Source organism: Thermomonospora sp. CIF 1 (genome assembly GCF_001896795.1).
GTDB lineage: Bacteria > Actinomycetota > Actinomycetes > Streptosporangiales > Streptosporangiaceae > Thermomonospora > Thermomonospora curvata.
This window is the reverse complement of record NZ_MOYN02000020.1, coordinates 35,657-50,867: the sequence shown is the minus strand read 5'-3', so window position 1 is coordinate 50,867 and position 15,211 is coordinate 35,657. Positions and strand designations below refer to the sequence as shown.

Sequence of the window (15,211 nt, the reverse complement as noted above, 5' to 3'; positions counted from 1 at the left end):
GGGGTGTGCTCAGCCTTTCAGCGGACGCGGGTTTGCAGGGCGCGGCGGGATGATCAAGGGCGCAGCACGGTGCAGTGGGTCGTGCCGTGGGCCAGGATCTTGCCCCGCTCATCGGTGATGCGGGCCTCGGCGGTCGCGGTGGTCCGTCCGCAGTAGAGCACCCGGCCCTCGGCGAACACCTCACCGCCGCCGATGCGCAGCGGGCGGACGTAGTGGATGTTCAGCTGCAGCGTGGAGCAGAACGCCCCGGCGGGCATTTCGGTGTGCAGGGCGAGCCAGGCGGCGCTGTCGATGAGGGAGGCGGCGAGTCCGCCGTGCACGCCGCCCGTGCCGTTGCCGTGGTATTCGGCGGGTTCGAGCGCCACGACGACCCGGCCTTTTTCCGCCTCGACCCCGCGGATGCCGAGCAGGCGTGACATGGGAGCGGCGGGCAGCTCGCCGGAGAGCATGGCCTTGACCGCGTCGATGCCCTCCATCGACAGCGCCTTCAGCAGCCCGGCGTCCGGATCCTCCCAGGTGACGGTACGGGTTCGGGTTGCGTCGCTCATTCGGCCCTCCTGGCTCGACGGACGATGGGGCGTATCGCGCGCCGATCACTGAACCTTTTCCAACACGACGTTCTCGCAGGCGGGGACGGGGCCTTGGAGCCGGGGACGATGTCGTGACCTGCCACGTCGTGACCTCGGATACCGCCTGAACTCCCGTCTTCGGTGCCTAAGGCCATGTGTTGGCAAAGGTTCACTCGGCCGGCCGGTGACGGACTCTGCCGTCTGCAGGACGCCGGCCGTGCGGACTTGCGGGATGCATCGCCACCGCCCACCTCACTTCACTAGTGAAGTAAGGGTGATCGCCGCCGTGCGCCTCTGTCAAGATCTGCACATGCCCGAGCCCGACGAGCGCCTGTACTTCCTGCTGCAACGCGCCGCCCACCGGCTGCGCACCATCGCCGACCGGCGCTGCCTGGCCGTCGCCGGGATCACCACCGCGCAGCTCGGCGCCCTGCTCGCCGTCCATGACCGGCCCGGCATCACCCAGCAGCAGCTCGCCCGGACCCTGGGCCTGCGCGAATCGGCCGTCACCGCACTGGTCGCCCGCTTGATCGCGGCTGATCTGATCATCCGCGACCCTCATCCGCACGAGCACCGCGCCGTGGCGCTGCACCTGTCCGAACACGGCGCCGCCACGCTCCGCGCCGTCCGTCCGGAGATCGACCGTTTCAACGCCGAGTTGCGCGCCGTCCTCGGCGACACCGCCTTCACCCAGACCGCCATCGCTTTGAACAAGCTCGCTTACGGCGACTCCGACCCCGTTTAAGGGGGCGTGAGAGAACGCCGTGAACCATCGGCCGCCGAACTTGCACTGAACCTTTTCAACACGACGTTCCCGCAGGTGGAGGCGGGGGTCTCGGAGTCAGGGACAATGCCGTGACCTGCAATGTCATGGTCGCGGACGTCGCCGGTGCTCCCGTCTCCGGTACCTAGGATCACGTGTTGAAAAAGGTTCACTGATGGGCGGAGCGGCTGCGGACGAGACGACGGGGAATCCGGCCGACGGCAGGTCGATGAGCTTTTCCTCCACGGTTTCGGACGCCTGTCGCTGCGTCCTTCTCAAAAGGCGGACCAGCGGTCGGAATATCCGTGGGGAAAGGTCTTGCTAGCCGCAGGGCACGAAAAGGCGGCGGTTGAGTTTCGACGGCCCCCGTCACCCCCTATGTAGAGTTACGACATACCTGGTTATAGAGATTGAAGGCAGACCCCTGACCCGGCTGGCCATCGGCATCCGGTTCGCGCTCGGGTTGATCCGTGCGGCGCGTTCGGTTGGACATGCCCGTGCCGGGGGCGGCCCGCAGCAGCAATGACAAGCTCTTTTACACCTACGACGTCCTGGGCCGGAAGACCGCGCTGCGCTCCGGCTCGGCCAACGGCCCCTTGCCGGCGACCTGGGTGTATGACACCGTCCGCAAAGGCGCGCTGACCTCTTCCACCCGTAAGGGCACCGGCCCGGACGGCAACACCTACGACTCCACCATCAAGGTCAACAACTACGACGTCCTCGGCCGTCCCCGTTCGGTCACCTACACCATCCCCAGTGTCGAAGGCGTGGGCACCAGCTACACCTTCGGCACCAACTACCACCTCGACGGCACCGTCCAGTCCCTGGGCATGCCGGCCGCCGGAGGCCTGACCGGTGAGGCGCTGGTCTTCACTTACGACGACTATCGGCGGCCGACCCGGTTGACCAGCAACCTGGCCACCTACGTCAACAACACCCTCTACACCCCCACCGGCAAGCCGCTGCAGTACGAGCTGGGCAACACCACCGGCAAGCGGGTCTGGCTCACCACCACCTGGCAGTACGGCACCCAGCGGCTGGCGTCCTCCCGGGTCGACCGGGAGAACATCACCGGCAGCGACCGCCACGCCGTCTACGACTACGACGACGCCGGCAACATCACCTCCATCACCGACACCGCTCTGGCCGGCACTGAGATCCAGTGCTTCGGCTACGACTACCTGCGCCGCCTCACCGACGCCTGGACCCAGGCCGGTGGCGCCTGCGCCGACGACCCCGCCGACGCCACCATCGGGGGCCCTGCTCCCTACCGGTTCACCTACACCTACGACATCGCCGGCAACCGCACCCAGGAGAAGCAGTACGGCGCCGGTGCCAATGGCGGTGCACTACAGGCCACCCGCACCTACGCCTATGCCGGTGCCAGTGGCGTGGACCCGTCGGTGACCGGCCACATGCTCGGTGCCGTCACCCAGACCGGCACCAGCCCTTACAGCGGGCCCGCAGTCACCGAGACCTACAAGTACGACGCCGTCGGCAACACGGTCGAACGCAAGATCGGCAACCGTACCCAGACCTTCACCTACGGCGCAGAGAACGAGCTCACCAAGGTCGTCGACGCCGGCGCCCCCAACAGTGCCGACGACGGCACCACCACCTTCGTCTACACGGCCGATGGCGAGCGCCTCATCCGCCGTGACCCCACCGGCACCACTCTCTACCTGCCCGGCACCGAGGTGAAGCTGCCCAAGGGCGGCACCACCGCCACCGGCACCCGCTACTACGCCCACGGCGATCAGATCGTCGCCATGCGCACCCCCTCCGGGGTCACCTACCTGGCCCCCGACCACCAGGGAACCAGCCAGGTCACCGTCGACGCGGCCGACCTCACCAAGGTCTCCCGCCGCCACTACACCCCCTATGGCCAGACCCGGGCCACCACCGGCACCTGGCCCGCCTTCTTCGACAAGGGCTTCGTCGGCGGCACCAACGAGACCACCGGTCTCACCCACCTGGGGGCACGCGAATATGACCCCAACACCGGCCGTTTCCTGACCGTCGACCCGCTGCTCAATCTCGAATACCCGCAGAGCTGGAACGGCTACACCTACGCCAACAGCACCCCCGTCACCCAAAGCGATCCCGAAGGACTGGACGGTCCGCTCCGGGGCAACAGGGAGTGCTACTACTCAGGGAAGAACTGTGATGCGCCGGTGCCTGATGGCGGCTGGGACGGCGAACTTCGTAAGTACCCCAAGTACTTCCCCCCGATGCCAACGGGGAAGCAGAGGTACGACGAGTACCGTAGGCGCCTCACTGTCATCAGAGAAGCTCCGTACGACAATCCGGAATCTCTGAAGATGCGCATTGAGGCCGAGCTCGCCTTCTGCACTGAATATCCCGATGACGAACTGTGCGGCGGCGGCAAGGTCGATGTTCACGAAGCCCTTCAAGCGCTCGGCATGGCCGGGATGGACATCGCCGACATCGCCGACGGTCTTCTCTATGCAGCAGAAGGGAGATGGAAGGAAGCGCTCCTCTCCGGGGCGTCCGCCATTCCCTTCCTCGGTTCCCTGGCCACTGCCAGACGACTGGGCCGGGCAAGCAGGTCCTGCAATAGCTTCCTGCCCGGCACTGAGGTCCTCATGGCCGATGGCACCACCAAGCCCATCGAGGAGCTTCAGGTGGGTGACGAAGTGGTCGCCACCGACCCCGAAACCGGTGAGACCAGGGCCAAGAAGGTCCTGGCCACCATCGCCGGCGAAGGACCTGAGGACCTTGTGGAGATCACCGTCGATGTCGACGGCCCTCGTGGAGACAAAACGGGCCTGATCGTCGCCACGGACGAGCACCCCTTCTGGGCCGACGGCTTCATCCGCCGCTGGGTCGACGCCGAGAACCTGCGGCCCGGCATGTGGCTGCGCACCAGTTCGGGCACCTACGTCCAGGTCACGGCGGTCCGCACCCGCACCAGCCCGCACCAGCGCGTCCACAACCTGACCGTCGCCGACACCCATACCTACCATGTGCCGGCCGGCGGCACCTCGGTACTGGTCCACAATGGTGGAAAGGCCGGTCGGGCGAGATTTATCTTTGGCGTGCGGTCACTGCTCCCGAGCTCAGGTACATCATGAAGAATCGATCCTGGAAGAGCCCGAACGGGGTCAAGTACTTCTCCTTTACGGAGCGTGGAGCTGCTGAATATGCGCGGAGGGCTTACCGTGACTTCCCCGAAGGGGGGCCGTATGCCATGATCCGGACCAAGGTTGAACTTGCGGATCTCCCAGAGGGGGCTCGAATGACGTACACGGCCGATGTCATTGACGGTGGCGTTGCTCTCAATGATGAGGAATTGAAGATTCTGGGGAGGCCGTCGATCATGCCGAGCATGAGCATTGATGTGGGTTGCAAATGAAGTATGTGATCGCTTCAGGGCTGGCGAGAAACTTTGAGACGTGCCGAGAGTTCTTGGGGCACATAAAGGGGCTGGAGATCAGATTCGGATCATCTCCGGAAACGGGTTGGGACTGTGATGCCGAGATCGTGTGGTTTCCGATCGCCCACGATCGCTATGGAGGATTTCCAAAAACAGGTGTCGCCCAAGTCCTGGATAACAGCCGCTTCGACGGAGCTCCGGGAATCGTCTTGGCGACGCCTCCCTTGATGAGGGGTTCCGCATCGAATGCTGATCAGGACGCCGAGGACGAGAGGCAAGTGCTGGAAATTCTACGCTCGTGTGTAGCGGCGTTCGTCGACGAGTTCGGTCGCGATGATGAATCAAAGATTCTGATCCATTTTGAGGGCTCCGGCATAGCCCGGCCGAATCTCGAGCCTACGCTGAAGGCTCTCGAAAAGTTCCTCAAAGAGGAGGGGTACGAATAAAAACCGCGTCCAGAGGTTCTCTGAACGGAAGAGTGCGCGGGCAAGTGCCAAAGGACTGAGAGGGCGCCGGATTTCACAAGGGGCGATCAGCCCTAGCCATCGGGCCGTGCCCGTTCGACGTTCTCACTGGTGGGACGGCAAGCCATGTGCCCGATCATGGAAGATGGATCCCAAGTTCACAGAAGGCAGGCAGCGCTTCGCAGGTCTTCATGGGCCGAGCGGTGGTGGCGCAGGAGGCGGCCGACGCCCCGTAGCTGTCCGCTGGCGGGTCGGCGCAGTGAGGTTTTCTCAGCGAAATTGAACGGGACACACCAGGGCAAAACATGCATCAGGGATGTTGAACGTGTTGGAGGGACGCTGCGCCATCGCCCTCTGAAAGCCACAAAGCCCCTGGCAGGAGCTCTCTTTACCACCAGAACGAGCCACTGCCCACAGGCTTTGCGTTGGTTCCCGATCATGCCATGCTCGACGCCTCCCGTCCCGTGGTTGAGCACCAGGCCCGGTTGCCGGCCGCTCGCCGTCGGATCGGCACCCCACGCGGTTCCCGGGGCTTGGGCCCGTTCTGCCAGGCCATGCCGGTGGCGCGTCGGCTTCCGGCATGGCACCGACGTGCCCGCCCCGACCCGCGATGCCGGCATCTGGCAGGCCACCGGCTACCGGCCTCTGCATGAAGGCATCACCGTCTCTCCAGGCGGGTGCCCACCTTGCATCAGGTCTTGGCCCACTGCCGCAAGGCAGGGCTTCGGCCCGTGACCTTGGATGGGATGCTCAGCTTCTGTGACCGGGCCACTGGCACCACCGAGGACGGTAACGACCTGCGATGCCCGGGGCAGGGCCCACCGTTGTGCGGGCAATGCTTCTGTTCCTTGCCGCTCCGGACGGCATCCCATTGAGGGTTTGCGATGTCGAACGCGGCAGCGCACACGATGTGTACACCGCCCGCCTCCACGCTTTGCCGGCGTTGTATCCGGCTGCCGCGGCGGGGCTGGTGGCATTGGCCGGTGTGGGCTATGTGGGGGCCGGGATCGGCATCCGCACTCCACGCCGCCCGCGTCCGACATTTCCAGCTCGTTGAATGCCGGCATTCGTGCTTATAACCGACTGGTGCGCAGTCTGCGCGTCCTGGAGGACCGCGCCGCCACGCGGCTCAAGCAGCGCCGGCGGGCTCTGCGTCATGTCACCTTGAGCCCTGGCCGGATCGGCGTCATCGTACAAGCCGCGCTGGTGCTGAACAACGTCTGGCGGCGACTTTCGTTGAGAAAACCTCATTGCGGCCTGGGATGGACCACGCGCTGGTCATGAAGCCGGACGGGACGATCATGAACGGGAACACCCGGATCGCGGTTCTGTGTCCCGTGGGCACGATGTCGGCTTCTTTCCTCGCATGACCTATGACAAAGGAAATCGATGGCGAATGAAGATTTTTTGGGGCATGGGGCAATGAATGTCAGGGAAAAGTTTCTGGAGATTCTGGGATCAGAGTCCAGGGGGACTTTCTTGGTGTCCTTGGGGAATCATCTCGGAATTTTGATGCGCGATATCCTCAGGGAGGGAGGTTCGGGTGATCTGCGGCAGGCTCGGGCCTGCAATGAAGTAATGATCGCCATTTGGTCTCAGGTGGGGGCGACGATTGGTGGGAGCGCGGCCGGCTATCCGGACTCGGAGTTCCTCTCGATTTTGATCGAGAAGGCGGATATGGGAAATGCGCGGCACCATCTTCGCAATGCGATCGAAGGAGCCCTCCTAGTGGTGGAGAGCGCCGAAGGGGCGCAGTAGGCATCGCTGGACTTGTGGAGTCAAGTGCTGAGGCGGGGCGCTCTCGGTGGGAAGTCCGCCGGTCATGAAGTGGAAGGTGGCCGACTCGGTCGGGAGTGCTCGGCATTCGGTCTGAGCCCGTGTGGCTGAGGCTCTGCTCGCGGCAGCAGGCTGGAACCGGCTGCGAGGTGGGGGCCGAGGACCTGCAGCTATCTGCTGGCGGGTCAGCGCGGTGAAACCGCCGGCCGTAGGGGCGGGGGACGAACCGAGGCGATGCTTAAAGCGGCGGCGTAGCCGAGGGCGCAGGCGGTGACCGCCATCGACCTGGGCCTTGGTAAATACGGAATGCTTTTGCACCAGGCGAGCAGGCGGATGTCGGCGACGGCCGGCTAAGACGGTGTACTGATACTTCGCCGCCTGGCGGGACGAGGGAAGTCCACCGAGCCGAACGGCCTGCTGCGCCGTCTCGCGCTCTGCCGAGGGCCGCAAGCGCGGCATCGCCACCGACGCCCTCGGCCTGCTGCCGGCTATCACCATCACCGCCGCGAGCGTGCAGGACCCCCATTGCCGGCACCCGCCTGTTCGGCCACGTTCGCACGGAGCATCCCACTGCCCGCAAGCCCGGGCCGGTGGCGGCCATCTCTCGCGCTTCATCGAGCACGCCGCCACCCTGGGCATCGACGCCCAGACCGTCCCCTGCGATCTCGCCGCCAAAGGTTTCACCGTGCCGCCCCGACGCCGGGTGGTCGAGCGAACCTTCGGCCATCTCATGCACCATCGCCGACCGGCCCGCGACTACGAAGCCCTGCCCGCCACCTCCGAAGCCATGATCCGCCTCGCCATGACCGGGCACCATGACCCGTCGCCTCACCGGCGAGAACACCTTGAACCGGCATGAAACCTCGCAAGAAGTGACTTGTTGGGTCTCATGAGCTCAAATGCCCATTCAGGCGGCCTGGCCGGGCTCGGGGCGCCCACTGCCGTGCCATCGCAAGTCACGGCCTCTTCTCCGGCCGGGGCGTACCCGTGCCGAGCCGCGGAAAAGGCGCACAGGAAAGGTTCGCTCCGCGTCGTCATCTCTGAAGTGGCCTGCTGTTTCCCACGGCGGCTGGGACTTCACTGCACCACAGGCAGGTGTTCTGGCGAAAATCCGGATCCAAGGCGCTGAGCGGGCGGCTGGAAGAAAGCGCCCGGAACGCCGTTCTGCTCGGGTGCATGGTGCGGCGTGGGCGCGGTGTATGCTCCTGCGGTGAATCGCGTATCGATCTTGGTCGCTTGGCTCGCCCTGTCCTTGTTCTCCCTGATCGGATGCTCCGGGAGTGACTCCTCATCGGGGGAGGCGCGGGCCGGTGCTTCCGCCGCGAAGGCGTCGCCGCGGTCGTCCGCCCCGGTGCAGACCGGCTATGCGCGGCGGACCGTGAAAGACTGCTCCTTCCTGGATGGCCGCCCCGACCTGCTCGCAGCGGTCTCTGCGGCGGATATCCGGCCGAGCGTGAGACGGATGCCGACGCTGAATCATCTCGGCTGTGACTGGAAGCGGGACAACCCCTCGGCCGTTCCCCTGGTAGTGGACGTCTGGGTGTACGCCTCCGCTTCGGAGAGCAGGGAGGCCGATATCGCGCGAGCACGGCGGGCCCACCGGCGGGCTCACGAATCGGCGCCCTGCCTGCCCCCGGTTGAAGGGGCGCTGCGCCCGGAGGGATCGGGCTGGGAGGAGGAGTGCCTCAAGGTATTTGAGCACGAGGGGATGATGTTCGACGTCCGCCGTGGCAACGTCCTCGTCTCTGTGGGGTATCACGGCGACATCACGCCCGATAGGCGGCAAGAAAGGGCATGCCTTCAGATCGCCCAGCTTGTGCTCGAGGCGATCGAGTGGGAAAGTGACGGGGTCCGCGTTTGACGGCTCGCCGGCTCCGGTTGAACAACCGGCCCGCCGTGCATTTTCCGAGAAATGCCGGAGAGTGGCCTGGTGAAGTGCCCGGGGCGCTCTCCGCTGAACCCTGCCGCCCCGTGCCGATGGCGGTGCGGCGACCCTCGGCATCGTCGGCGCCCCTCCGCATCCGCTCGCTGATCTCGCCAGGTGAACTATTTAAATGCACTTGATAAGGGTGCGTGTTGGTGGCGAGGAGTGGTTTTCTCGCCCTTGTTCAAATTCAAGTGTGAAAACGTTGAGATCATCCAAATTTGCCCTGGTTGACGGGGGTGATTGAGGACGCTCTTTGCGCGTATAGATCGCGATAACAGAGGAGCACCGTTCGCTGGCGGAGACCGCTTCTGTGTTTTTGATCAGGCGAATTTCATCCAGGCGACCCGGGTGCTGCCGGATGCGGGCGCCCCGGCGTAGTCGCCGTCGGCGGTGAAGTCGTGCAAGCCCAAAAGGAGGGTTCCGTTCGTACGGTCATGCATCTCCTTCAGCCACGCGATGACGTGGCGCACTCCTCGGCGGAGCCGGCCAGCGGACTTGTTCCCGGGTGATGTCAGACCACGTCGGGGGCCGGCACCTGGCTCAGCGTCCTCCAGTCGCGATGCGCGAGACCGTCGAAGCAGCGGCGGGCGATATGCGTCGTGGCGTTCGTCATGACCAGAACCTGTCGAACGTGTAGGGGCGAAGGGACGGATCCACAATGTGAAGACCGGGCCGTGCTCCAGCGCGTAGAGGTAGAACAGGTGCACTTCGGACAGGTCGAGGGTCTGCTCGCCGCGCCGTGCCCGCACCCGCAGGAGGACCGGCCCATGGTGTTCGTTGGCTTGCAGGCTGTGGACGTGGTAGCGGAGCGTGCCTTCGCTGAGGGTCAGCATCCGATCGAAGCTCTCCGCCATCCCGGCGGGGCCGTGGTAGTCACCGGCCACCTTGCTGCGGCCCAGCACCCGGCCGCAGGCCTCCGGTTCGAAGGCCGCCGCCACCCGGCGGAGATCGCGGCCGTGGACCGCCGTGTAGACATCGGCCGGGAACCGGCGGTTCATCGCGGTCACCGTCGTGTCTCCTTTCGCGTGAGCTCGGCCGGACGGAACAGGAGCGTCAGTGTCAGTCCGCTCACCGCGGCGCAGGCGATGACGAGGTGCGAGGCCAGGGCCTCGGCCAGGGCACCGGCGGCCGCGAATCCCAGCCCCTGCGTCACCACCAGTCCGGCGGTGTTCACGCCGTACACCCGGCCGAGCAGGCGCTCTGGGACGATGTCGAGCAGGACGTGGTCCATTGCGAGCGTGTAGGCCGAGCAGAGGCCGGTGATCATGAGCAGCACGAGCGCAACGGGCAGATCGGGACGCACCGCGAACCCCAGCAGCGGGACGAACCCGGCGGCGGCCAAAAGCCGGGCGGCCGATCGGCGGCGGTGCGGGGCGATCAGCCACACGCCGGCCAGCTCGCCCACCGCCGTTCCGGCCGGCAGAGCGGCCAGCCACCAGCCCGTGTCCGCCGGGGGCCGGCCGAGCGTCTCGACGTACGGTGTGCCCAGGCCCTCCGGCCACACCACGAAGAAGGGCACCAGCCAGAAGAACAGGAGCACGCCGGGCAGCCCTGGGATGCTGAACACCTCGCGTGCGCCGCGCAGCGAGTCGCGCGCCAGGGAGACGGAGGGCCGGCCGCCGCGCCTTGGCCGGTGCCGGAGCCGCCGGCGCAGCAACAACGCCGAGCAGCCGAGGACGGCCGCGCTTCCCAGCAGCGTGCCGCGCGGTGCCAGAGCCGCGACCAGAGCTCCCCCGACGGCGAATCCGGCGATCTGCGATGTGTGAGCGGCCACCCGGAGCAGGGACCGCCCGGCGATGACCCCTTCGCGGGGAAGGAGTTCGGCGACCAGGGCGCCGCGTACTCCCATCGTCAGCGGGACCGGGAGGTTGACGCAGAACAGCGTGGCCAGCAGCGCCCAGGCCGGCATTCCCGGCAAAGCCATGATCGTCACGAGTCCGGCGGGCAGCAGGTCGCCCGCCACGAGGAGGCGGCGTTGGGGGAGGCGGTCGATCAGGCCGGACAGCAGCGACCCCGCGAATAGGTGGGGCAGGAAGGACACCGTGAACGCCAATGCGGACAGCAGCGGTGACCCCGACCCGGTGTAGATGAGGACGTTGATGGCCAGCAGCATGCCGTTCTGGCCGAGCATGGACAGGATCAGGGCCGTGAGCAGCGCCCGGAACTCGGCCACGGCGAGCGCCTGCCGGTACCGGCCCTGGACCGGCGGCGGCTTGAGCGTCGTCATGGGACGACTGTGCGTCGCGGTTCCGGCGGCGGCGAGAGATTCGCTCAGGAGCGAATGATGGCCGTACGGCTGTACTTTGACCGGGCGGATCTGCTGCGGGTGCGCTTTGCCACCTCGCCCCTGCTGGAGACGGTGATCGCGACCCGGGCGCTGGTCACCCCGCAGGCACGGGTCTATCTGCGCCCCTGGTGGCAGGCGGTGCGAAGCCAGAACATAGGCGAAGAGCTGGGGCCGCTGCTGGCGGTCCAGCGACCGTACGGGTACATGCCGGACTTCCTCTGTCCGCCGCCGTCCGGGCCGGCCCCGAGGATCGAAGATCAGCTGGCGGAGGTGCGGGCCACTGCGCCGGCCGCGGTCAAACGGGACCTGGAACGGGCGCTGAGCCGGCAGCCGGACGCCGCGGCGCGCCGGGCCGTCCGAGAGCTGCTGGAGGAGCCGGCCGCGGCCCGGGATCGGCTGGCCGATCTGCTGGAGGTGGCGTGGCGGCGACTGGTGCTGCCCTGGTGGCCTCGCATCAGGGAATTGCTGGCGGCGGACATCGCCCATCGTTCCCGGGCGCTGGCCGAGCACGGGCTGGGCGAGGTGATCAACGATCTTGACGACCGCGTGCGCTGGAAGAGCGACCGGATCGAGGTGCGGGCGTCCGCCGAGCATGAGCGGACGCTCGACGGCGCCGGGCTGGTTCTGATCCCCAGCGCGTTCACCTGGCCGATCATCGCCGTGGTGACCGATCCGCCGTGGCGGCCGGCCCTGGTCTACCCGGCGCGCGGGATCGCCACGCTGTGGCGCGACCGTTCGGCGGAGGCACCGCAGGCGCTGGCACGGCTCGTCGGCAAGACCCGGGCCGCCCTGCTGGTCGCGCTGGACGTCCCGGCCTCGACCGCGACGCTGGCCGAACGTCATGGGCTGAGCCCCAGCGGTGTGTCGGCGCATCTGACCGCTCTCCACCGCGCTGGGCTGCTGACCCGCCGGCGGCATGGGCATGAAGTGCGGTACGGGCGGACGCCCCTGGGCGATCTGCTGGTGGACGCGGCTTCGCCGTGATCGGACCCGGGCCCGGCCACGGCGGCGACAGTCTTTAAAGCGCCGCGCAGAGCAGCCGGTTGTCGCCGCGCTGCCAGAGGACGCCGATTTCGGTGAATCCGGCGGCGCGCAGCGTCGCCAGGTGCGTGGACAGGGGTTCGAGCTCGTGCCCGTAGTGGTCGGCCTCGGTCCGGCGCCGGGCGCGCTCGGCGTTCAGTTCCGTGAACGCCGGTTCTGCGGCGACCGCATCGAGCCGACGGCCCCGGCCTTCTGCCGGCCGCCTGGCAACCGCTTGTCATCGGCCTTCAGCAGGGCGCCGGCCGGCTTGGCGGGGCGTGGCGAGGGCGCCTCGTCCGGACAGAAGTGATCCCCGTTGAACGGCACGCCGCCCGGTTTGAGAACGGTCGCCAGTTCGGCGTGGACGGCGCGCAGCCAGTGGGGCGCGCTGGTGCTCACCGCGACATCGACGGGCCGGTCCAGGCCGCTTCCCGCTGCGGCCCGGCCGTCCCGGCCTGTGCCGGACGGCGCGTCGTTCGGCGTGGTGGGGCGGCCCGCCCGCCGGGGGAGTGCACTCGCCCGGAGACGCCGGGCTCGCTGCGGGTGGTCTCGGTCTGGAAGCGGTCGGGAGCTCATCCGGGCCGATGCCCGGCGATCGCGGGACGCCTGTGCCGCAGGGAGCGGTCGGGTGGCTCGCCGGAGGCGGTGACGGTCCCGGCCGCCTCCTCCGGCTCGGTCACCGAGGAGCCACATGAACTATTTGAGTGTACTTAATATGGACGACTGGACTGATCTGTAAGGGGTTACTGATGAATCCTGGGTGAGTTTAGGGGTAAGAATGTTGATATACCGTGCGTTCGCCCTGGTCAGCGGGGATGATTGAGGATACTCTGCGATCATGTCGATCGCGATAACAGAGGAGCACCGCTCGCTGGCGGAGACCGCCTCCGCGTTCTTGGCCAAGCGGAATGTCATCCAGGCGACCCGGGCGCTGCTGGATGCCGGCGCCCCGGCGCAGTCGCCGCCGGCGTTCTGGGGTGAGCTCGCCGAGCTGGGCTGGCTGGGGCTGCATGTGCCCGAGGAGTACGGCGGCTCCGGCTACGGCCTGGAGGAGCTGGCCGTCGTCGTCGAGGAGATGGGCCGGGTGCTGGCCCCGGGCCCGTTCGCGCCGACGGTGATCGCCAGTGCCGTGCTGGTGGCGGCCGCCGACGAGGAGACCAAGAAGAAGCTCCTGCCCGGCCTGGTGGACGGCTCGGTGATCGGCGCGATCGCACTGGAAGCGGACGTGACGGCCGAAGGAGGCGCCGCGTCCGGCTCGGCCCCGGTCGTGGTGGGCGGCGGCATGGCCCACCTGCTGCTGCTTCCGGCGGGCGACGACGTCGTCGTGGTCGAAGCGGGCGAGCAGGTGTCGGTGCAGGTGCCCGCGAACCTGGACCCGAGCCGGCCGGCGGCCCGCGTCACCCTCGACCGGGCACCCGCCACGGTCCTGCCCGGCGCCCGGCGGGTGCTGGTGGACCTGGCCCGGGTCGTGCTGTCGGCCGAGGCGGTCGGCGTGGCCGCCCGCTGCACCCAGATGGCCGCCGCCTACGCCAGGGAACGCCACCAGTTCGGCCGTCCCATCGGGATGTTCCAGGCGGTCAAGCACCACTGCGCCGACATGGCCGTGGCGACCGAGCTGGCGACCTCTGCGGCCTGGGACGCGGCCAGGGCCGCGCGCAGCGGCGGGGAGCAGCTGACGTACGCCGCCGCGGTCGCCGCGACGCTGGCGGCGCCCGCCGCCGACCTGTGCGCCAACCTCAACACCCAGGTGCACGGCGGCATCGCCATGACCTGGGAGCACGACGCGCACCTGTACATCCGGCGGGCCACCGCCCTGCTCGGCCTGCTGAACGCCGACGAGGCGGCGGCCGAGCTGACCGACCTGACCCGCCGGGGCGTCAGCCGGACCCGGACGGTGGAGCTGCCGCCGGAGGCCGAGGCCATCCGCCAGGAGGTGCGGGCCTTCGTCCGGCAGATCGCCGACCTGCCGGAAGAGCAGCGCAAGGAACGGCTGATCGAGAGCGGCTACGCCGTGCCGCACTGGCCGAAGCCCTACGGCCGGGCCGCCGGGGCCGTCGAGCAGCTGGTCATCGAGCAGGAGTTCGACGCCGCCGGCATCCGGCGCCCCTCCTACGGCATCACCGGCTGGCTGATCTTGACCCTCATCCAGTACGGCACCCCCGAGCAGATCGCCCGCTGGGTCGGCCCCGCCCTGCGCCAGGAGGTCATCTGGTGCCAGCTCTTCAGCGAGCCCGACGCCGGGTCGGACGCGGCCGGGATCAAGACCCGCGCCGTGCGGGTCGAGGGCGGCTGGCGCGTCAACGGGCAGAAGGTCTGGACCTCCGGGGCGCACGTGGCCGGCCTGGGCTTCGCCACCGTGCGCACCAACCCCGACGCCCCCAAGCACAAGGGCATCACCATGATGGTGATCGACATGCACGCCGAGGGCGTGGAGGTCCGGCCGCTGAAGATGCCCACCGGCCACTCGGAGTTCAACGAGGTCTTCCTCAGCGACGTCTTCGTGCCCGACGACCACGTCGTCGGCCCCGTCGATGAGGGCTGGACCGTCGCCCGCGCCACCTTGGGCAACGAGTCGGTCAGCATCGGCGGCGGCCAGGGCGGCCTGACCACCCCCGCCTCCCTGCTCATCGAACGCTACGACGCCCATCCCGGCCGGCTCCCCGGCGGCCGGGAGCGCCTGGGCCGGTACGCCGCGCGGCTGCAGGCGATGAGCCTGCTCAACATGCGTTCGGCGCACCGCGCCGTCGCCGGCGGCGAGCCCGGCCCCGAGGGGGCGATCACCAAGCTGGTGGTCTCCGAGCTCGGCCATGAGGCGGCCGCCGTCTTGACCGCGCTCAGCGGCCCCGAGGCCGCCTACCTGGACGGCCCCGGCGAGATCAGCAACCTGCTGGCGCTCTCGCACCGCGGCCTGTCCATCGCCGGGGGGACCTCCGAGATCAAGCGCAACCAGATCGGCGAGCGCATCCTCGGCCTGCCCCGCGACCCGCTCCTCAAATGACGAGCGGCTG

13 protein-coding genes are annotated in these 15,211 nt (G+C 67.9%); 9 read left to right on the top strand and 4 right to left on the bottom strand.

Annotated elements, in window-relative coordinates; translation table 11 throughout:
* Positions 1–53: 53 nt before the first annotated feature.
* Positions 54–548: a PaaI family thioesterase gene (locus BUE48_RS12945; protein ID WP_012852950.1), complete on the bottom strand. Its 495-nt coding sequence runs from the start codon at positions 546–548 to the stop codon at positions 54–56.
* A 331-nt stretch (positions 549–879) separates the two neighbouring features.
* Between BUE48_RS12945 and BUE48_RS12940 the strand changes: the two genes are divergently transcribed.
* From BUE48_RS12940 to BUE48_RS12910, 7 genes are all read left to right on the top strand, one after another.
* Positions 880–1,314 carry a MarR family winged helix-turn-helix transcriptional regulator gene (locus tag BUE48_RS12940; protein ID WP_286989951.1) on the top strand — a complete coding sequence of 145 codons (435 nt, stop codon included), beginning with the start codon at positions 880–882 and terminating at the stop codon, positions 1,312–1,314.
* Between the two features lie 488 nt (positions 1,315–1,802).
* Complete coding sequence (locus BUE48_RS12935) at positions 1,803–4,427, top strand: polymorphic toxin-type HINT domain-containing protein (RefSeq protein ID WP_286989950.1); 2,625 nt, start codon at positions 1,803–1,805, stop codon at positions 4,425–4,427.
* Positions 4,428–4,704: 277 nt separating this feature from the next.
* Entirely contained in the window at positions 4,705–5,175 is a 471-nt protein-coding gene (locus BUE48_RS12930; protein ID WP_286989949.1) for a hypothetical protein, read from the top strand.
* A gap of 1,104 nt (positions 5,176–6,279) precedes the next feature.
* Positions 6,280–6,477 (top strand): hypothetical protein, encoded by a 198-nt coding sequence (locus tag BUE48_RS12925; RefSeq protein WP_286989948.1) that lies wholly within the window; start codon positions 6,280–6,282, stop codon positions 6,475–6,477.
* Positions 6,478–6,582: 105 nt separating this feature from the next.
* Positions 6,583–6,951, top strand: coding sequence for a hypothetical protein (locus tag BUE48_RS12920; protein ID WP_286989947.1), 369 nt, complete (start codon positions 6,583–6,585; stop codon positions 6,949–6,951).
* 529 nt (positions 6,952–7,480) lie between these two features.
* On the top strand, positions 7,481–7,828 hold the full coding sequence (locus BUE48_RS24605) for a transposase (protein WP_169313026.1): 348 nt from the start codon (positions 7,481–7,483) through the stop codon (positions 7,826–7,828).
* 351 nt (positions 7,829–8,179) lie between these two features.
* Entirely contained in the window at positions 8,180–8,830 is a 651-nt protein-coding gene (locus BUE48_RS12910) for a hypothetical protein (RefSeq protein ID WP_286989946.1), read from the top strand.
* Positions 8,831–9,216: 386 nt separating this feature from the next.
* Here BUE48_RS12910 and BUE48_RS12905 read toward each other — a convergent pair whose 3' ends face one another.
* Together BUE48_RS12905 and BUE48_RS12900 are read right to left on the bottom strand one after the other, a co-directional pair.
* Positions 9,217–9,903, bottom strand: coding sequence for a hypothetical protein (locus tag BUE48_RS12905; protein ID WP_012852945.1), 687 nt, complete (start codon positions 9,901–9,903; stop codon positions 9,217–9,219).
* Positions 9,900–11,123, bottom strand: a complete 1,224-nt coding sequence (locus tag BUE48_RS12900) for an MFS transporter (protein ID WP_286989944.1) — start codon at positions 11,121–11,123, stop codon at positions 9,900–9,902. Before BUE48_RS12900 ends, BUE48_RS12905 begins: the two co-directional genes overlap by 4 nt.
* A gap of 57 nt (positions 11,124–11,180) precedes the next feature.
* Here BUE48_RS12900 and BUE48_RS12895 point away from each other — a divergent pair, with 57 nt between their 5' ends.
* Positions 11,181–12,167 carry an ArsR/SmtB family transcription factor gene (locus BUE48_RS12895; protein WP_286989943.1) on the top strand — a complete coding sequence of 329 codons (987 nt, stop codon included), beginning with the start codon at positions 11,181–11,183 and terminating at the stop codon, positions 12,165–12,167.
* A gap of 192 nt (positions 12,168–12,359) precedes the next feature.
* Here BUE48_RS12895 and BUE48_RS12890 read toward each other — a convergent pair whose 3' ends face one another.
* Positions 12,360–12,602 (bottom strand): hypothetical protein, encoded by a 243-nt coding sequence (locus BUE48_RS12890; RefSeq protein WP_286989942.1) that lies wholly within the window; start codon positions 12,600–12,602, stop codon positions 12,360–12,362.
* A gap of 439 nt (positions 12,603–13,041) precedes the next feature.
* Here BUE48_RS12890 and BUE48_RS12885 point away from each other — a divergent pair, with 439 nt between their 5' ends.
* Positions 13,042–15,201, top strand: coding sequence for an acyl-CoA dehydrogenase family protein (locus BUE48_RS12885; RefSeq protein WP_012852942.1), 2,160 nt, complete (start codon positions 13,042–13,044; stop codon positions 15,199–15,201).
* Positions 15,202–15,211: the final 10 nt, after the last annotated feature.